This is a genomic window from Paraburkholderia sp. GAS206C (genome assembly GCF_050435645.1).
In the GTDB taxonomy this organism is placed as follows: domain Bacteria; phylum Pseudomonadota; class Gammaproteobacteria; order Burkholderiales; family Burkholderiaceae; genus Paraburkholderia; species Paraburkholderia phenazinium_B.
The window spans coordinates 712,972-729,433 of sequence record NZ_JBNDKR010000003.1 but is presented as its reverse complement, the minus strand read 5'-3'; the positions used below and the strand labels follow the sequence as shown (position 1 = coordinate 729,433).

At 60.5% G+C, this 16,462-nt stretch carries 18 protein-coding genes and 3 tRNA genes; 11 read left to right on the top strand and 10 right to left on the bottom strand.

All coding sequences use genetic code 11. The annotated features are described in order from the left end of the window. Window positions 1-133 precede the first annotated feature (133 nt). The gene (locus tag P3T20_RS11690; protein ID WP_429286940.1) at window positions 134-730 is read left to right on the top strand and encodes a chorismate mutase; all 597 of its coding nucleotides are present in this window, start codon (window positions 134-136) and stop codon (window positions 728-730) included. Here the strand turns inward: P3T20_RS11690 and P3T20_RS11685 are convergent. Both P3T20_RS11685 and P3T20_RS11680 read right to left on the bottom strand, forming a co-directional pair. Beyond that, window positions 727-1,878, bottom strand: a complete 1,152-nt coding sequence (locus P3T20_RS11685; protein ID WP_429286939.1) for an exonuclease domain-containing protein — start codon at window positions 1,876-1,878, stop codon at window positions 727-729. The genes P3T20_RS11690 and P3T20_RS11685 overlap by 4 nt on opposite strands. Window positions 1,879-2,312: 434 nt before the next feature. Then, complete coding sequence (locus P3T20_RS11680; RefSeq protein ID WP_074263676.1) at window positions 2,313-2,516, bottom strand: cold-shock protein; 204 nt, start codon at window positions 2,514-2,516, stop codon at window positions 2,313-2,315. A 410-nt stretch (window positions 2,517-2,926) separates the two neighbouring features. On the opposite strand from P3T20_RS11680, the gene P3T20_RS11675 reads away from it, so the two are divergent. Beyond that, a complete protein-coding gene (locus P3T20_RS11675; protein ID WP_074263675.1) occupies window positions 2,927-3,169 on the top strand; it encodes a hypothetical protein in 243 nt (80 codons plus the stop codon). A gap of 529 nt (window positions 3,170-3,698) precedes the next feature. Beyond that, window positions 3,699-4,844 (top strand): porin, encoded by a 1,146-nt coding sequence (locus tag P3T20_RS11670; protein ID WP_429286938.1) that lies wholly within the window; start codon window positions 3,699-3,701, stop codon window positions 4,842-4,844. A 101-nt stretch (window positions 4,845-4,945) separates the two neighbouring features. On the opposite strand, the gene greB is transcribed toward P3T20_RS11670, so the two are convergent. Continuing rightward, window positions 4,946-5,515, bottom strand: a complete 570-nt coding sequence (greB, locus tag P3T20_RS11665; RefSeq protein WP_429286937.1) for a transcription elongation factor GreB — start codon at window positions 5,513-5,515, stop codon at window positions 4,946-4,948. A gap of 119 nt (window positions 5,516-5,634) precedes the next feature. On the opposite strand from greB, the gene P3T20_RS11660 reads away from it, so the two are divergent. Beyond that, window positions 5,635-5,711, top strand: a tRNA-Arg gene (locus tag P3T20_RS11660). 72 nt (window positions 5,712-5,783) lie between these two features. After that, window positions 5,784-5,860, top strand: a tRNA-Arg gene (locus tag P3T20_RS11655). A gap of 186 nt (window positions 5,861-6,046) precedes the next feature. Here the strand turns inward: P3T20_RS11655 and P3T20_RS11650 are convergent. The 5 genes from P3T20_RS11650 to P3T20_RS11630 form a co-directional block, all read right to left on the bottom strand. Next, entirely contained in the window at window positions 6,047-6,535 is a 489-nt protein-coding gene (locus P3T20_RS11650; protein ID WP_429286936.1) for a phage protein NinX family protein, read from the bottom strand. A gap of 85 nt (window positions 6,536-6,620) precedes the next feature. Next, window positions 6,621-8,993 carry a RelA/SpoT family protein gene (locus tag P3T20_RS11645; RefSeq protein ID WP_074263671.1) on the bottom strand — a complete coding sequence of 791 codons (2,373 nt, stop codon included), beginning with the start codon at window positions 8,991-8,993 and terminating at the stop codon, window positions 6,621-6,623. Between the two features lie 86 nt (window positions 8,994-9,079). Next, window positions 9,080-9,283 carry a DNA-directed RNA polymerase subunit omega gene (gene rpoZ / locus P3T20_RS11640; RefSeq protein ID WP_031359151.1) on the bottom strand — a complete coding sequence of 68 codons (204 nt, stop codon included), beginning with the start codon at window positions 9,281-9,283 and terminating at the stop codon, window positions 9,080-9,082. A gap of 60 nt (window positions 9,284-9,343) precedes the next feature. After that, complete coding sequence (gene gmk / locus P3T20_RS11635) at window positions 9,344-10,024, bottom strand: guanylate kinase (protein WP_074263670.1); 681 nt, start codon at window positions 10,022-10,024, stop codon at window positions 9,344-9,346. A gap of 30 nt (window positions 10,025-10,054) precedes the next feature. Beyond that, the gene (locus P3T20_RS11630; protein WP_429286985.1) at window positions 10,055-10,978 is read right to left on the bottom strand and encodes a YicC/YloC family endoribonuclease; all 924 of its coding nucleotides are present in this window, start codon (window positions 10,976-10,978) and stop codon (window positions 10,055-10,057) included. A 235-nt stretch (window positions 10,979-11,213) separates the two neighbouring features. Between P3T20_RS11630 and rph the strand changes: the two genes are divergently transcribed. The 4 genes from rph (at window position 11,214) to P3T20_RS11610 (ending at window position 14,009) form a co-directional block, all read left to right on the top strand. Beyond that, window positions 11,214-11,966, top strand: coding sequence for a ribonuclease PH (gene rph, locus P3T20_RS11625; protein ID WP_429286935.1), 753 nt, complete (start codon window positions 11,214-11,216; stop codon window positions 11,964-11,966). A gap of 52 nt (window positions 11,967-12,018) precedes the next feature. After that, complete coding sequence (gene rdgB, locus P3T20_RS11620) at window positions 12,019-12,630, top strand: RdgB/HAM1 family non-canonical purine NTP pyrophosphatase (protein ID WP_429286934.1); 612 nt, start codon at window positions 12,019-12,021, stop codon at window positions 12,628-12,630. A 5-nt stretch (window positions 12,631-12,635) separates the two neighbouring features. Continuing rightward, complete coding sequence (gene hemW, locus P3T20_RS11615) at window positions 12,636-13,853, top strand: radical SAM family heme chaperone HemW (protein ID WP_429286984.1); 1,218 nt, start codon at window positions 12,636-12,638, stop codon at window positions 13,851-13,853. A 66-nt stretch (window positions 13,854-13,919) separates the two neighbouring features. After that, window positions 13,920-14,009 (top strand) — tRNA-Ser (locus P3T20_RS11610). Between the two features lie 204 nt (window positions 14,010-14,213). Here the strand turns inward: P3T20_RS11610 and P3T20_RS11605 are convergent. Next, complete coding sequence (locus P3T20_RS11605; protein WP_429286933.1) at window positions 14,214-14,534, bottom strand: DUF4148 domain-containing protein; 321 nt, start codon at window positions 14,532-14,534, stop codon at window positions 14,214-14,216. A gap of 243 nt (window positions 14,535-14,777) precedes the next feature. Here P3T20_RS11605 and P3T20_RS11600 point away from each other — a divergent pair, with 243 nt between their 5' ends. Continuing rightward, a complete protein-coding gene (locus tag P3T20_RS11600; protein ID WP_429286932.1) occupies window positions 14,778-15,227 on the top strand; it encodes a hypothetical protein in 450 nt (149 codons plus the stop codon). A 181-nt stretch (window positions 15,228-15,408) separates the two neighbouring features. Beyond that, window positions 15,409-15,843 carry a nuclear transport factor 2 family protein gene (locus P3T20_RS11595; protein WP_074263664.1) on the top strand — a complete coding sequence of 145 codons (435 nt, stop codon included), beginning with the start codon at window positions 15,409-15,411 and terminating at the stop codon, window positions 15,841-15,843. A 49-nt stretch (window positions 15,844-15,892) separates the two neighbouring features. On the opposite strand, the gene P3T20_RS11590 is transcribed toward P3T20_RS11595, so the two are convergent. Further along, window positions 15,893-16,297, bottom strand: coding sequence for a RidA family protein (locus P3T20_RS11590; protein WP_074263663.1), 405 nt, complete (start codon window positions 16,295-16,297; stop codon window positions 15,893-15,895). Between the last annotated feature and the right edge of the window lie 165 nt (window positions 16,298-16,462).

Sequence of the window (16,462 nt, the reverse complement as noted above, 5' to 3'; positions counted from 1 at the left end):
ACTCATTGGTACGCGCCGGATCAATCAGCTCAGCGCCATGTTCGCGCACGTCTCCCGCTTAATACCCGTCGCTTTACCGCCGCATCATTTATTCTTCAGGCTTTTCTCCCTCGACTGCCCGGTCGCCCCTCTCATGAATCGTTTGTATCGTAGCGGTGTACTGTGTGCGCTCGCGCTGTGCGCCGCATTGACTCTATCGCCGCGCCTCGTTCATGCAGACAGCGACGACACCGCCCTGACCAATCTGATTTCGCTCGTGTCTCAACGACTGGCTCTTGCTGAGCCTGTCGCGCGCTGGAAGTGGGCAAACCATCAGGCCATCACCGATGCACCGCGCGAAGCCGCTTTACTCGACGATGTTGCCAAGCGGGCGGCCGCCGCGCAGGTCGACCCTGAGTTTGCACGAGCATTCTTCCAGGATCAGATTGACGCCAGCAAGGAAATGCAGAACGCCCTGTTCGCCACCTGGCGCAGCACGCGCCCGCCTGAGGGGGCTCCTCCCGACCTCGCGACCAGCACCCGGCCCCAGCTCGACCGGTTGACCAAGTCGATGATCGCCGGGCTCGCACGTGTGCAAACGCTACGTACGGCCCAAGACTGCCCGTCGCGCGTGGCGCAGGGTATTGCGAACTGGAACTCATTGACCCGCTATGACTCCGCCCGCTCGGGCGCACTCACCCACGCGCTCGGTCACGTGTGTGAATCCGGCGGGGTTGGCGCGACGGGCTAGGCGACGCTCGCTGCACTTGCCGCGATGGGCAACCCAAGCGGCATGACCCGCAGGCCGCGCGCGAGATGCGACTGCAGGATCCGGTAAGTCGAAAGTTCAAACGAACCCGCGACGCTCGACGCATGCAGGCTTGCCGCCTGGGCGAGCGAGGGGGCGTGACCGACGTAGCGCCAGCGGTCGACCACGTGAAAGGCGCGGGCTTGCAACTCCGCGTCGCGCTCCTCGAAAACGATAGGTCCGTCGAACGGCCACGGCGCATCGACAGGGTCGCTTTTCGCGACCCGCGGCACGCGGTTCTGTCCCGGACGCAGCGTTGCGATCCATTGAGCCTCCGCCAGCATCGCCCCCAACTCGCCGCCGGTCGCCAGCCACTCGACGCGCCGCACCTGCTGCGCGAGCCGCATGTCCTTCGACGAGCGGCGCTCGCCGCTCAGATGCGAGCGCAAGCGTTGCCGGACCCGCACGCTGCGGCCGACATAGAGCGGCACATCGTCCTCTCCGTAGAACACATAGACGCCGCAACCGGCCGGCGCCGTATCGAGCAGGTCTTCCGTGATTTCGCCCGCCAGCCGGTAACGTCGCAACGTGCGGTCGATCTGCGTGCGCAACACCTCGAGCGGGACCAGCCCATGCAGACGCTGCCAGAACTGCCACAGGAGGTCGGCATCGGCCAGCGCACGGTGCCGGTCGGACGGTACCAGTGCGTGCCGCTCGACGAGTGCGTCGAGTCCGTGGCGCTTTTCTGCCGGAAAGAGTGCGCGCGACAGACGCACGGTGCACAGTACATCCGGATTGAACGCCAGTCCCGCGCGGCGAAACTCGCTGCGCAGGAAGCCACGATCGAAACTCGCGTTGTGGGCAATAAACAGCTTTCCCTCGAGGCGCGCGAACAGGGCGGGAGCAATTGAATCGAAGGTGGGAGCACCACGCACCATCGCATCGGTGATACCCGTGAGTTGCTGGATAAAGGGCGGAATGCTTTGCTGCGGATCGACCAGCGTGCTCCAGCGGGACACGCCCAATGGACCTACTTCGACGACGCCCACTTCGGTGATGCGATGTTCCCCGGTCGATCCGCCTGTGGTCTCAAGGTCGACGAACGCTATCGGCAAATCGATCGCGGGATTCTGCAAAAACTGTTCTGACATGGGCAAGGATAGGGTTCGATACGTGGCTTGCTGCAAGTATGCATCAGTTGGCGCACCGGCATGCGCGCGGTCTGGCCGCTTTAATGCGGGGCTGAGGGAGCGGTACGCGGTGCGGTGGCAGTCTTTAGCGAATCTGGACGTCGTGGCAACATTATGTTTTTATGACTCGAACACGGAAAGGCCGGCCATTTTTATACTCGAAAACCCTGGGTAAATCGACGTAACAGAACGCGTGCGCTTCACTCAGGGGCAATATCGGCCACGCATATACTGCCTTAAGCCCTCTGCAGTCACCGAGATACGCCCGAGCAGGAATTAAAATAGGAATAAACCCGTATCAAACATCACCAATAAAAAAGCCCCCGGCAATGCGAGGGCTTTCCTGCTCTACGATGCAGTGCTTGCGGCCGCGCGGTTGGCGTGGCCCGCACGGCTTACAGCGGCTGGATGTTCGCTGCCTGCTTACCCTTCGGGCCCGTCTTCACTTCGAAGGAAACCCGCTGGTTTTCCTTGAGCGATTTGAAACCTTCGGCGCGAATTTCCGAGAAGTGCGCGAACAGATCGTCGCCACCCGAGTCCGATGTGATGAAGCCAAAGCCCTTAGCATCGTTGAACCATTTTACGATACCGGTTTCCATATTCCAATTTCCCTCTAGATTTGATTAAGACGGGCAATGCCCTCACGCCGATTACGATACGACCTTATCGAGGTACGTGGTAGCGATATGCCATCACGTCTTCTAATCGAAAATTCAGCATTGCCGTTATACGGGGAAGAAAGATCAGCCGTCAAGAAAATTTTTAATAGAGGCTTATAAGCTGAAACAATAACGAAACGACACCTGACTGGATGCAACGAACGCGCGCATATTAAGTAACAACCGAATATCCGGCACGTCAGTTTTACTTGATAACTCCCCTCCCAGCATAAAGAGGGAATTTTTCCCTGAATTTGTAACAGAGTATGTCTTTCGTAAGTGTTTGTCCGGGTTGTTCCAGTAAACCGGTCGCCTCATGATGGTCTTGGAAGTATGTAAAGGAGATAGTCATGCTGCTGAACGAACTCCATCGCTTTACCGCCTGGATGAGCCGCTCGCTCCACAAGGCGCCCGCGGACAGGGCCAGACAGCCGGCAGAGTCGGCCTTCGACTTTGATCCCATGTGGCATGGCGATCACTGGCAAAACCTGTTGTCTTCCCCAATGGATGCCCGCCATTACGTAATGGAAGACTGGAGCGTGGTTACTGATTTCGAATCTCTGCCGGGCGTCCTCGCTACCGATATCCGCTAGAACCGGCTCACGGAAAACATAGGCAAAAAAAAAGCGCGACTGGGAAGTCGCGCCGACAAAGGTTTGGAGATCTTTTTCGTCAACGAAAAAGTCCGCTTCGAAAAGCAGAAAAGCCAGTATACAGCTCGCGCTTCGAAACATTGCCGGTGCGATGGACAATCATGTATTGCTCGTCCCGCAACAATCTTGATTTTCATTCTTTTCTCGTTGTTTTTGCGCATCATTTGGTGTAGCAATTGAACAACGCACGACTGTTGACACACCCTCTCCCCACCCGTTGTATCCACGCAAAGCCTTCTCCAATAAGGCTTTGACAAACATCGCCAATAATTGCGCGTCAAGTAATACTTTATTGCGCAAATCGGAAGGTCCGCTGGGCGACCACGTCCTTACACTCTGCCTGTCCGGAAACAAGCGCGCCGCTTGCATCGTGCGCACTCACGCAGACCATCGCCTCTCGCAGCGTACGCGTGACGTTTCCTCGAAGCCTGGGTTTCCAAAACCCATCCTGTTCTCGGAGTTTACAAAGATGAAAAAGACACTCATGGTCGCGGCCCTCACGGGCGTTTTTGCTACTGCAGCGCACGCGCAAAGCAGCGTTACGCTGTATGGTTTGATCGATGCAGGCATCACCTACACGAACAACCAGAATGGTCATTCCAACTGGCAAGCAACGGACGGCGCGGTCAACACGAGCCGTTGGGGCCTGCGCGGCTCTGAAGACCTCGGTGGCGGTCTGAAGGCAATCTTCACGTTGGAAAACGGCTTTAACGTCATGAACGGCACGCTCCGCCAGGACGGTCGTCTGTTCGGCCGCCAGGCATTCGTTGGTCTGGCAAGCGACCAGTTCGGCGCCGTGACCCTTGGCCGTCAATATGACAGCGTTGTGGACTATCTCGGACCGCTGGCACTGACGGGCACGCAATACGGTGGCACGTTCACGGCTCACCCGTTCGACAACGACAACCTCGACAACTCGTTCCGCGTCGACAACTCGGTCAAGTTCCAGAGCGCGAACTACGGCGGCTTCAAGTTCGGCGGCCTGTATGGCTTCTCGAACGCAGCTGGCGAGTTCTCGAACAACCGCGCTTACAGCGTGGGCGGTTCGTATAACTACGGCGGCCTGAATGTTGCAGCTGCGTACCTGCAACTGAATAACAACGTTGGTGCTCTCGGCGCAATCACGAACACCGCCGGCGCAGTCGACGGCGACAACACGCTGCTGGCAGGTCGTCAGCGTACGTTCGGTGCTGGCATCAGCTACGCATTCGGCCCGGCAACGGCAGCCTTCGTGTACACGCAAACCAACCTGAACGACTTCGCAGGCATCGCTGCGGGTTCGGCAGGTACGTCGGCAACGGTTCCGCTCGGCGCGACCAGCGGTCACTTCCAGAACTTCGAAGTGAACGGCCGTTACCAGCTGACGCCGGCTCTGAGCCTGGCTGCTGGCTACACGTTCACGCAATCGAGCATCGACGGCGCGAATCCGAAGTGGAACCAGGTCAACGCGCAAGCTTCGTACTCCCTGTCGAAGCGTACCGACGTGTACCTGCAAGGCGAATATCAACACGTGAGCCAGGACGGCTCGGGCCTGAACGCAGACATCAATGGTCTGACCGCTTCGGGCAACAACAACCAGGTTGCTGTGACGGCAGGTCTGCGTACCCGCTTCTAAAGCATCCGGTAGTAGAAGTACTGAAAGGCGCCGCTTGCGGCGCCTTTTTTTGTCACCTGTGACTTGAAGGTAGTACGTGCCCGCACCGCCTGGCGCAGCGATTAACCGCCTTCATCCGGCGGTGGGTACGCCACGTCGATGATGTCGATCGGCTCTGGGCCCGCGGGAGTGTGCAACGTCACCTGATCGCCGATCCTGGCCTTCACCAGCGCCCGCGCCACGGGCGAAATCCAGCTCACCCGTCCGTGGTCCAGATCGACCTCGTCGACACCGACGATCGTCACCGTGTGCACCTCGCCATCCGCGGTCGCATAGTCGACGGTCGCACCGAAAAACACCTGGTCGATGTTTTCCTGCTTGCTGCTATCCACAATCTCCGCCAGATCAAGGCGTTTGGTCAGAAACCGGATGCGCCGGTCGATTTCGCGCAACCGCCGCTTTCCGTAGATGTAATCGCCGTTTTCGGAACGGTCGCCGTTCGAGGCCGCCCACGAGACCAGTTTCACGACCTCCGGACGCTCCTCGTCGATCAGATGCAGCAGCTCATCGCGCAGCCGCCGGTAACCGGCGGGGGTAATGTAGTTTTTCGCACCGGCTGGGATCGCAGGTTGCGCGGCGTCGAGATCGTCGTCACTCTCTTCGCTCGATTCTTTAACAAAGGCCTTGTTCATGATCTTCCATAGACTGCAGCAAACCCTGCCCATCAAGGTTACACGATCAGGGCAACCAGACAAATCGCCGTTTCACGCTTCCCTTTTTTGATACCTTTGCTATAATCTCGTTTCTGCGTGCGGCTGTAGCTCAGTTGGATAGAGTACTTGGCTACGAACCAAGGGGTCGTGGGTTCGAATCCTGCCAGCCGCACCACTTATTTCGAGGGCCTTCCTCCGGGGAGGCCCTTTTGTTTCACCCGGTTTTTCGTTGTATCCAGTTTGCCGTGCGGCTGTAGCTCAGTTGGATAGAGTACTTGGCTACGAACCAAGGGGTCGTGGGTTCGAATCCTGCCAGCCGCACCACTCATGAAGGGCCTTCCATATGGAAGGCCCTTTGTTTTTGCGTTGATGGGTTAACGGCGTTGAAGTGCGCCGCATCCATCGTGACACTCGCAGCCATGCGCGGACCGGCGCCTTAAGGCCGCTCACACAGGTTGGCACGATGGACAACAGTGGTGACAATCTCCCCTGTCCTGCCCAACTCGCGCTTCACCGCGGCGCTGATTGAATGTCGCCGATCTGCCCGTCAGGCGTCGGAATATCTTCGGGCGACATACCCGCCGTTACCTCGCTGATGAGTTCCGCCTTGAGGCCGTCGAGCGCCTGCGACTGCTGCAAGACATCTTCCACGGTATCGCCGAACCGGCTGGTCACAAACGCCCGCAGCACCGCCACGCGCAATGAGTCGCCCCGCCCCTCCGCCGTCCTGTGGCCGCCTTCGAAGTCCACGACGCAATGCGCCTGCTGACGATTCACGTGCTCCCGCACCTCGAGCCGCTGCGTCCGCTCCAGTACGGTCGCAGCCGCCTCCCATGACGTGGAGGGCGTGAACCGGCCGTCCCATGGACGTCCGCGCTCCTCGCCGCGAATCGAGACGGTCTGTCCGCCATCGGTAAAGTGGATTTCACGCACGAAGTCGTGCAGGCTGCGGGCGACCCAATAGTCGAGGTCCATGCCGCTCAGGTCAGCTACGTTCATTGCGCTCTCCCTCAAGAACAGAGTGAGACCCGAATCTGGCCCGAGTGTTCAGACCGGCGCTGCAGAATTGCAGCGGGAGAAGCCGTCAATAATCGGCCCGTTCGCGATCGATTCGCATCCCGCCATCGTGACGGTGATGCCCTTCTTCGCTGGGCCGTTCGCGTGCGATGCGCATGACGTCCGGGTTCGTGCGAACCCGGCGCATGACGTTGGCCAGATGCACCCGGTCGCTGACCTGGATCACGAAGCGCAAAACCGTGGATTCCTGCGACAGGTCTTCGTCCATCGCAATGTGGACGATGTTGGCGTCTGCGGACGTGATATCCGCCGCCACGCGGGCGAACACGCCCTTGGTGTTCTTGACGAGCACCTTCACCGCCACGTCGAACAGACGGCCTGGTTGCGGTGCCCAAGCCACGTCGATCCAGCGGCCCGGATCGCGCCGGTGAATGCGCTGGGCGACCCGGCAGTCGGTGGTGTGAATAGCCATGCCGAGGCCGATGCCGATATAACCCATGATGTCGTCGCCCGGAATCGGCCGGCAGCAGGCCGATAGCTGCACGGACATACCTTCGGTACCCGTGATCACCACCGGCGGCGCATGCGACGTGTGGCCGGACTCAGAGCGCGGGCTGTCGTCGTCGGCATCGTGCCCGTTCATCAGCACCTCGATGCGCTTGGCCATGACCGCCGCCACGCGCCGGCCAAGGCCGATATCCGCGAAAATTTCCTGACGGCTCTTGTTGCCGGTCCACTGCACGAGCTTTTCCCAGGCTTCCGGTGTGACCTCGGAAAGCGCGAGGTCGTAGCCCTTCAACGCCTGATCGACGAGCCGCTCGCCCAGTTGCACCGACTCGTTCAGCCGCATCGTCTTCAGATAGTGACGGATAGCCGAGCGCGCCTTGCCGCTGCGCACAAATCCGAGCCACGCCGGATTCGGCTTTGAATACGGCGCCGTGATCACTTCGACGATATCGCCGCTCTTCAACTCAGTGCGTAATGGCAGCAGCTCATTGTTGATCTTCACCGCAACGCACTGGTTGCCCAGGTCGCTGTGGATCGAATACGCAAAGTCGAGCGCGGTCGCGCCGCGCGGCAGCGCCATGATCCGCGACTTCGGCGTAAACACGTAGACCGCATCCGGGAACAGATCGATCTTCACATGCTCGAGGAATTCGCTCGAATCGCCCGCTTCGCTCTGGATATCGAGCAGCGACTTGAGCCACTGATGCGCGCGCTTCTGCACGTCGTTCAGATCCGCACCGCCGTTCTTGTACAGCCAGTGCGCGGCGACGCCCGCTTCGGCGATCTCGTGCATCTTGCGCGTACGCACCTGGAACTCGATCGGCGCACCGAACGGGCCAACCAAGGTGGTATGCAGCGACTGGTAGCCGTTCACCTTCGGAATGGCGATGTAGTCCTTGAACTTGCCCGGCACCGGCTTGTAGAGCGCATGTAGCGCGCCGATGCAGGTGTAGCACTCCAGCGCGCTCTCGACCACCACGCGGAAGCCGTACACGTCCAGCACTTGCGAGAACGACAACTGCTTGTCGCGCATCTTCTTGTAGATGCTGAAGATGGTTTTTTCGCGGCCGGTGACTTCGGCGTCGAGCTTCGCGTCCGCAATGGCGCGCTGCACCGACTCCAGAATCTTGCCGACCACTTCCCGCCGGTTGCCGCGCGCCGCCTTGACGGCTTTTTCGAGCGTGGCGTAACGATGCGGGTTGAAGTTCGCGAAGCTCAGGTCCTGCAGCTCGCGATAGGTATTGTTCAGGCCAAGCCGGTGGGCGATTGGCGCGTAGATATCCAGCGTTTCGCGCGCCACGCGGCGGCGCTTTTCCGGCGGCACCGCGCCGAGGGTGCGCATGTTGTGCAGCCGGTCGGCCAGCTTCACCAGAATCACGCGCACGTCGCGCGCCATCGCGAGCAGCATCTTGCGGAAATTCTCCGCCTGCGCTTCCTCGCGATTACGAAACTCCATCTTGTCGAGCTTGGACAAGCCGTCGACCAGTTCCGCGACCTTGGCGCCGAAACGCTCGGCGAGTTCGGCTTTGGTCACGCCCTGGTCTTCCATCACGTCATGCAGCAGCGCCGCCATGATCGACTGGGCGTCGAGCTTCCAGCTGGCGCAGATCTCCGCGACAGCAACCGGGTGCGTGATGTAGGGCTCGCCGCTCTGGCGATACTGCCCGAGGTGGGCTTCGTCGCTGAAGTGGAACGCCGCCTTGATGTCCTTGATCTCTTCCGGCGACAGATAGCCGGACAAGGCAGAGGTCAGCTTGGCGATCGAAACGACGTCATGCCGGCGCGGCTGCTCCGGCGTGGCGGTCGGCCCGAACAGATGGCGAAACGATTGTTCGAGGACCGCGTCGATGTACTTGCGTGCCGAGGCCGGTGAGTCGCCCTCGTGGACTTCGTTCTCCACTTCCGTGACAGGGGGCGAGGGGGTAGTGCTCATATTCGCCTCCGTATCAGGTTCAGGTTTGACGCCGGTCTGCACGCGTGTGTGAATTACATGGCAATCGAAAACGGATGGAACGTACCTTAGACCGGTACCTTCTTCAGCATTTCGACGCCGACCTGGCCAGCCGCGATCTCACGCAGCGCGACGACGGTGGGCTTGTCGCGGCTTTCGATCTTCGGCGTGTGGCCTTGAGCGAGCTGGCGTGCGCGATACGTTGCGGCAAGTGCCAGTTCGAAGCGATTCGGGATCATTTTCAGACAGTCTTCGACGGTAATGCGGGCCATGTTGGATTCCTTCTCAGTATGTTGCTTATTCTACCTTATGTGCTCGATACCTCGCCGCAGTCACGCGTGCGGGAGGTGGATGCCGAGTTGCACAAAAAGGTCCGTGTGGCGTGCGTATTGCGAGGCGAAGCGCAAGCGCGTTGAGGCTACGAGACACTGCAACTCCGCCAGCGCACGGTCGAAGTTCTCGTTGATCACCACGAACTCGGCTTCAGCCGAGTGCGCGATCTCGCTACCGGCGGCCAGCAGCCGCCGTGTAATCACGTTTGGCTCATCCTGGCCGCGCTTTTTCAAACGGTCTTCCAGCGCTTCGAGCGAGGGCGGCAGAATAAAGATTTCGACAGCATTGCGAAACTGTTTTTTCACCTGTTGCGCGCCCTGCCAGTCGATTTCGAGCAGCACGTCATGGCCGCTTTTCATCTGTTCTTCGATCCACAGACGCGAGGTTGCATAGTAGTTGCCATGCACCTCGGCGCTTTCGAGAAACTCGCCCGTGGCGTGCCGCTTGAGAAAGTCGTCGACCGTCGTGAAGTGGTAATGCTCACCGTCCTTCTCCTTCGGACGCGGCGGGCGCGTCGTGTAGGAGATGGACAGGCGGATCGCCTCGTCGCGCGCGAGCAGCGCATTGACGAGCGTCGATTTGCCCGCGCCCGAGGGCGCAACCACCATGAACAGGTTGCCAGGGTAAGCCCCAGCGTATGGATTGCGCGGTGCGCTGTTTTCGCGTGTGTGGTCGGTCATTGCAATCGTTATCCGAAAGTGGCTCGAAGATTACTCCAGATTCTGCACCTGCTCGCGCATCTGTTCGATGAGCAGCTTCAAGGTCATCGACGAATCCGCCAGTTCTTTCGCAGCAGCCTTCGAACCGAGCGTGTTCGCTTCGCGGTTGAGCTCCTGCATCATGAAGTCGAGGCGTTTGCCGACCTTGCCGCCCTTCTCGATCACGTGGCGCGTTTCGTTCAGGTGGGCGGTCAGCCGCGACAACTCTTCCGTGATGTCGATGCGGATGCCGTACATCGTCACTTCCTGCCGGATACGCTCGGCGATCTCTTCACGCGAGATGCTGGTCGACACAGTGTCCGGCGCGGCAATGCCCAAGGCTTCCTGCAAGCGCTCGACAATCTTCTGCTGATGCCTGGTGATCAGTTCCGGCACCAGCGGCGTGATCTTTGCAACGATCGTTTCCATCTCCGTGACGTTGCCGAGCAGCATCGTACCCAGTTGGGCGCCTTCGCGGCCGCGCACGTCGATCAGGTCGGTAATCGCCTGCTTGCCGCACCCAAGCACCGCATCGCGCAGCGTTTCAGCGGGGACACCGCTTTCGGCGAGCACACCCGGCCAGCGCAGGATTTCGCCGGTCCGCAGCCGGCCGGCTTCCGGAAACGCGTTGACGACCGCGCGTTCCAGCAGCGCGAGCTGGCTCAGAGCGTCATGATTGATCGCTCCAGCGTTGGCCGACTGTTCGCTACGCTGCAGATTGATACGAATATCGACCTTGCCGCGCGAGAGCTTGTTCATCAGCATTTCGCGCAGGACCGGCTCGCAGACGCGCACGTCTTCCGGCATCCGGAAGTTCAGATCGAGAAAGCGCGAGTTCACCGTGCGCAGTTCGACCGATACGCTCACGCCACCATTGCCGGTATTCGCCGCGAGTTCGCGCGTGGCGCTCGCATAGCCAGTCATGCTGTAGATCATCATTTGTCTCGCGATGAGGCCATGCCGCTGACGGGATGGCCGAAAGAGTCGAATCGCCCGGCGTGTACGAGACGCGGGGCGTGGAAACGGCATTATCCCATCTTTGGCGGAACGCCCCGCCATACCTGGATCTGGCCTCTCTGCGACACACGCCGGAGCAGACACGGAACCGCCCCTTACGATCGGCGGTAAAATTAGCGTTTCCCTCCCGCCTACCCCACCCAGACCCCGAACGATGAACGACACCACCGCATTTTCCAAAGGCCGCCCCAGCGGCCGCCGCGCCGATCAGCTGCGCGATGTGCGCATCACGCGTCACTATACGAAGCATGCGGAGGGCTCGGTGCTGGTCGAATTCGGCGACACCAAGGTGATCTGCACGGCGAGCGTGGCGGAGACCGTCCCCGGCTTCCTGCGCGATCGCGGTCAAGGCTGGCTGACGGCCGAATACGGCATGCTGCCGCGCGCCACCAACACCCGCAACGACCGCGAAGCCGCACGCGGCAAACAGACCGGCCGCACCCAGGAAATCCAGAGGCTGATCGGCCGCGCGCTGCGCTCGGTGTTCGATCTCGAGAAACTCGGCCAACGCACCATGAATCTCGATTGCGACGTGATCCAGGCCGACGGCGGCACTCGCACGGCGAGCATCACGGGTGCCTTTGTCGCCGCGCACGATGCGGTGACCAAGCTGCTAACCAGCGGCCGCATCGAAACCTCGCCGATCACGGACTTCGTGGCGGCGATTTCGGTGGGCGTCTACAACGGCCTACCGGTGCTCGATCTCGACTACGACGAAGACTCGAAGTGCGACACCGATATGAATGTCGTGATGACGGGCGCGGGCGGGTTCGTCGAGATCCAGGGCACGGCTGAAGGCACACCGTTCTCGCGCGACGAGATGAACTCGCTGCTCGATCTCGCTCGCGACGGCATCAACACCCTAGTGGCGAAACAGAAAGAAGCGCTGGGGTTGAAGGGTGAGTGATCGCGACATCGCCGGCGGCGCAGCTCTCCCGGCTTCCGACGCGGGAAAGGCAATGACCGCGTCGCTTGGAAAAGTGGTGCTGGCCTCGAACAACGCGGGCAAGCTGCGCGAGTTTGCGGCGTTGCTCGACGCGGCCGGCATCGAACTGATCCCGCAGGGCACGCTCAATGTGCCCGAAGCGGAAGAGCCCTATCCGACTTTCGTCGAGAATGCGCTGACGAAGGCCCGTCATGCGGCGAAGATCACCGGCCTGCCGGCGCTGGCCGACGATTCCGGACTGTGCGTGCGCGCGCTGCGCGGCGCACCGGGCGTCTATTCGGCGCGCTACGCGCAACTCGCGGGTGGGCCGAAGAGCGACGCCGCGAACAATGCACGCCTCGTCGAGCAACTGCAGGGCCAGGCCGACCGTCGCGCTTACTACTTCTGCGTGCTTGCGCTCGTGCGTCACGCCGACGACCCAGAGCCGCTGATTGCCGAGGGCCGCTGGCCAGGCGAGATCATCGACGCGCCCCGCGGCGCACATGGTTTCGGCTACGACCCGCATTTCTTCCTGCCTGAACTGAACGCGACGGCGGCCGAGCTCGATCCGGCAGTGAAGAACGCCAGCAGCCATCGCGCGATCGCACTGCGAAAATTGCTCGCGCGCCTGACGGAGGAAGCGTGATTCCCATCAAGGTCGCCGGCCAGAGTGGCCCCGGGGTGATCCAGGCGTTCACACAGCCGGGCAGTATCCGTCTGACGTCGCTGCCTCCGCTCGCGCTGTATGTGCATTTTCCGTGGTGCGTGCGCAAGTGCCCTTACTGCGATTTCAACTCGCACGAGTGGAAGGGCGAGGCGTTCCCCGAGAATGAGTATCTCGATGCGCTCCGCGCCGATCTCGAGCTGGCGTTGCCGCTCGTCTGGGGCCGTCAGGTGCATACGGTGTTCATCGGCGGCGGCACGCCCAGCCTGCTGTCGGCGGCGGGGCTGGACCGGCTGCTGTCGGACGTGCGTGCGCTTCTGCCGCTCGATGCCGACGCCGAGATCACTCTCGAAGCCAACCCCGGCACCTTCGAAGCTGACAAGTTCGCGCAGTTTCGCGCAAGTGGCGTGAACCGGTTATCGGTAGGTATCCAGAGTTTCAACGAGGCGCATCTGAAGGCGCTCGGCCGGATTCACGATTCGGCGCAGGCCCGCCATGCGGTGGAAGTGGCCGCCACCACGTTCGACAACTTCAACCTCGACCTGATGTTCGCGTTGCCGCAACAGACGCTCGCGGAGTGTCAGGCAGATATTGAAACGGCGTTGTCGTTTGCGCCGCCGCATTTGTCGCTGTATCACCTGACGCTTGAACCGAACACGCTGTTCGCGAAATTTCCGCCGTCGCTACCGGACGACGATGCATCCGCCGACATGCAGGACTGGATTCACGAACGTACCACCGCGGCGGGTTATGGACGCTATGAGGTCTCGGCGTATGCGCAGCCGCATCGGCAGAGCAAGCACAACCTCAACTATTGGCGCTTTGGCGACTACCTTGGGATCGGCGCTGGCGCGCATACGAAGCTGTCATTTCCGAATCGCATCCTGCGGCAGATGCGCTACAAGCATCCGACTACCTTTATTGAGCAGGCGAAGGCGGGCGCTCCGGTGCACGAGGAGCATGAAGTCGCGCCGCGCGATCTGCCGTTCGAGTTCATGTTGAATGCGTTGCGGCTGGTGGAGGGCTTTCCCGTGCATCGGTTTATCGAGCGTACGGGCTTATCGATGACGTCCATTGAGCCGGCGTTGCGGGAAGCGGAACAACGCGGCCTGATTGCGCGAGACCACGAAAAAATTGCGCCGACGCCGCTCGGGCAGGCGTTTCTGAATGATTTGCAGGCGCTGTTTCTGAAAGATCCGCAGTGATAACCCGACTGTGACTGCGTGCGAAGTTGCCGTAGCGAGGAGATTTCAGGTTACAATTTCGGGCTTGGAGGTGTGGCCGAGCGGTTTAAGGCACCGGTCTTGAAAACCGGCGAAGGAGTGATCCTTCCGTGAGTTCGAATCTCACCGCCTCCGCCAGGACACCACCTTAAAATCTCGCTCATGCTTCAGCAGCAGGGCGGGATTTTTTGTTTTCTGGCCTCATATGGCAAATGGCCCACCACCACTGCACAGCAGGGTCGTGGACCATTTAAAAAGATGAGGACGCGCAGACGATACTGCGCGCTCAGTAAGCGACGTTAGCAATCGGATAAATTGCCAACGGCTCGCCAATCTGACTGATTAGTGACCAGAGTCAACAACCGAACGCGGGCCACCCAATGCCGGAGCTGCAACCGCGCCCGATTCCGACGAGCCGTTCACGGCGCCACCGACACCGCTAGTAGGCCCATTTTCAGCAGCTACGCGAGCTTCCGCTGCCTGGATGTCCGCCGGGTAGTACGGATCTCTGCCGCTGCGGGCCGGGTTGTAACCAGCCTTTTCGAGTTGGACGAGTTCAGCGCGAACCTGAGCCCGCGTAACAGGCTGACTGGTCTGCGCGAACGACACAACGGGAGCAGCGAGAACAACAGCGACGGCCACAGCTTTAATGAGCGATTTCATGATCACTACCTCCAAAGATTGTTTTTCACAGCGCCGCACATCGGTTTGTGTGCAGCAGGTGAAGACAGTCTAAGAAGCAAGAGACCTAGGGTAAATACCTAAGTTGCGAAATCACTATTCACGCAAACGTGACAATCGGTCCGCACGGTGGCTGTCGCCCCCGCACAATCCCTACTCAACTTTTGCATCCAGCCGGTCGATAGCACAGCTACGAGCATTATCAAACTCGTCTGGGAGCCTCACATGAACCTTCGTCCCGTTATCACCTTGCTGGTCTCGCTGGGCATTGGCGCTTCGCCTGCGTTGGTGAACGCGCTGGCTTCCACCGATCCGGACGCCGCCACGCTATTCGCCGGCACGAAGCTTTCGACCGTCCAGCAAACCACCGGCACGGCGACGTCGTCAACGACGACCGTATCCGTCGGCGCAGACGTGTTGCGTGGGGCGACCGGTAACGTCGGCGTCAATGTCGCAGCGGGCGCGCTGAATGCGCAGGCCAATCAGATCGCGCTGGTCAGTTCGCCATCCGCCGATGTCAACACGCTACAGGATGCACGCGCCACCGCGTCGGTCAGCGGTAGCAGCAGTGCAACGTTAGGAGCCGGCGCGTTGTCGCATGTAAGCGGCAATGTTGGGTTGAACATCGTGTCGGGTGCGGGCAACGCGCAAGTGAACGCGCTTGTGATTCACTAAGGCACTCGTCTGGAAAACGCAACCGCGCCCCCCGTCTAAATACCTCACGCTTCACACCCCGCGACTGCGGCCACAAAGGCCACCGCACGTTCGAACCGGTCGCATCGTTCGTCACGCATCGAAACATTCCGTCAGGGGACGCCCTAGACTCAAAGTCCCACCACGACGACGGAAGCCGATCATGACCATAGAGGCCACACAAGCCGAGATTCGCCACATCTACGAGCAATGGCACGAATCGGTCAAGAGCCGCGACCTGGACGCGCTAATGGCGCTGTACGCTGAAGAAGCCATCTTCGAAAGTCCGCTGACCCTCGCCACCTTGCCGGAGAACCAGAGCGGCATCCTGACCGGCAAAACGGCGATCACATCGTTCTTCGCCGCCGGCCTGCGCGCCCCACCTAACGACCTGGGCCGCTGGTACCGCACCGGCACCTTCTTCTGCAACGGCACACAACTCACGTGGGAGTATCCGCGGCAGACTCCGGACGGCGATCAGGTCGATCTGGTGGAGATGATGGATATCGCCGCCGGATTGATCGTCCATCACCGGGTCTACTGGGGATGGGTCGGCTTCAGATCGCTGCATGCTTTGCTGGCGAAGCAGCACGACTAGCGATACCGTCATCCCTTCAGAATCCGAGGAAGTCGGCACAGCGAACGACCTAAGCCAAAGCCGTTGCCTCGATTTCGATCTGCAGGCCAAAGTGAAGCGCACTCACCGGCACAACGGCGCGAGCCGGCTTTGCCTCGCCGGCCCAGCGTGCATAAATCTGGTTGAAGCTCGCCCAGTGTTCGACATCCACGATATACACACGCACCTGTAGCAGTTGCCCGATGCTGCTGCCGGCGCTTTCCAGCGCCGTCTTGAGATTCGTCAACACCTGTTCGGCCTGGACTTCGAACGACGCGTCCGTGAGCTTGCGGCCCTGGGCGTCGATCGGCAATTGCCCCGATACGAACACGAGACCATTGCCCGTCGCGACGTGACTATAGTGTCCGCCCGGCGTAGCGAGACCAGCGGGGTTCGCGGTGTGCGGCACGCGCGCGTCGTGTTCGTTACCAGCCATTAAGGTGACTCCATTCGGTGATGGCGCCATCGTCGGATAGCGCGTCATGTAGTTGGGAAACAGTGTCTCGTTCATGGGAACGCGTGTTGAATATCGCTCGCGGAGACTGGCGATCCACGTGAAGAAAATAACACTCGTCACGAAGCGTAATAGCTGTAAGAGCAG

Coding starts and splice junctions, on each gene's coding strand:
- P3T20_RS11690 (WP_429286940.1), top strand. CDS start 134: ATGAATCGTTTGTATCGTAGCGGTGTACTGTGTGCGCTCGCGCTGTGC.
- P3T20_RS11685 (WP_429286939.1), bottom strand. CDS start 1,878: ATGTCAGAACAGTTTTTGCAGAATCCCGCGATCGATTTGCCGATAGCG.
- P3T20_RS11680 (WP_074263676.1), bottom strand. CDS start 2,516: ATGGAAACCGGTATCGTAAAATGGTTCAACGATGCTAAGGGCTTTGGC.
- P3T20_RS11675 (WP_074263675.1), top strand. CDS start 2,927: ATGCTGCTGAACGAACTCCATCGCTTTACCGCCTGGATGAGCCGCTCG.
- P3T20_RS11670 (WP_429286938.1), top strand. CDS start 3,699: ATGAAAAAGACACTCATGGTCGCGGCCCTCACGGGCGTTTTTGCTACT.
- greB (WP_429286937.1), bottom strand. CDS start 5,515: ATGAACAAGGCCTTTGTTAAAGAATCGAGCGAAGAGAGTGACGACGAT.
- P3T20_RS11650 (WP_429286936.1), bottom strand. CDS start 6,535: ATGAACGTAGCTGACCTGAGCGGCATGGACCTCGACTATTGGGTCGCC.
- P3T20_RS11645 (WP_074263671.1), bottom strand. CDS start 8,993: ATGAGCACTACCCCCTCGCCCCCTGTCACGGAAGTGGAGAACGAAGTC.
- rpoZ (WP_031359151.1), bottom strand. CDS start 9,283: ATGGCCCGCATTACCGTCGAAGACTGTCTGAAAATGATCCCGAATCGC.
- gmk (WP_074263670.1), bottom strand. CDS start 10,024: ATGACCGACCACACACGCGAAAACAGCGCACCGCGCAATCCATACGCT.
- P3T20_RS11630 (WP_429286985.1), bottom strand. CDS start 10,978: ATGATCTACAGCATGACTGGCTATGCGAGCGCCACGCGCGAACTCGCG.
- rph (WP_429286935.1), top strand. CDS start 11,214: ATGAACGACACCACCGCATTTTCCAAAGGCCGCCCCAGCGGCCGCCGC.
- rdgB (WP_429286934.1), top strand. CDS start 12,019: ATGACCGCGTCGCTTGGAAAAGTGGTGCTGGCCTCGAACAACGCGGGC.
- P3T20_RS11605 (WP_429286933.1), bottom strand. CDS start 14,534: ATGAAATCGCTCATTAAAGCTGTGGCCGTCGCTGTTGTTCTCGCTGCT.
- P3T20_RS11600 (WP_429286932.1), top strand. CDS start 14,778: ATGAACCTTCGTCCCGTTATCACCTTGCTGGTCTCGCTGGGCATTGGC.
- P3T20_RS11595 (WP_074263664.1), top strand. CDS start 15,409: ATGACCATAGAGGCCACACAAGCCGAGATTCGCCACATCTACGAGCAA.
- P3T20_RS11590 (WP_074263663.1), bottom strand. CDS start 16,297: ATGGCTGGTAACGAACACGACGCGCGCGTGCCGCACACCGCGAACCCC.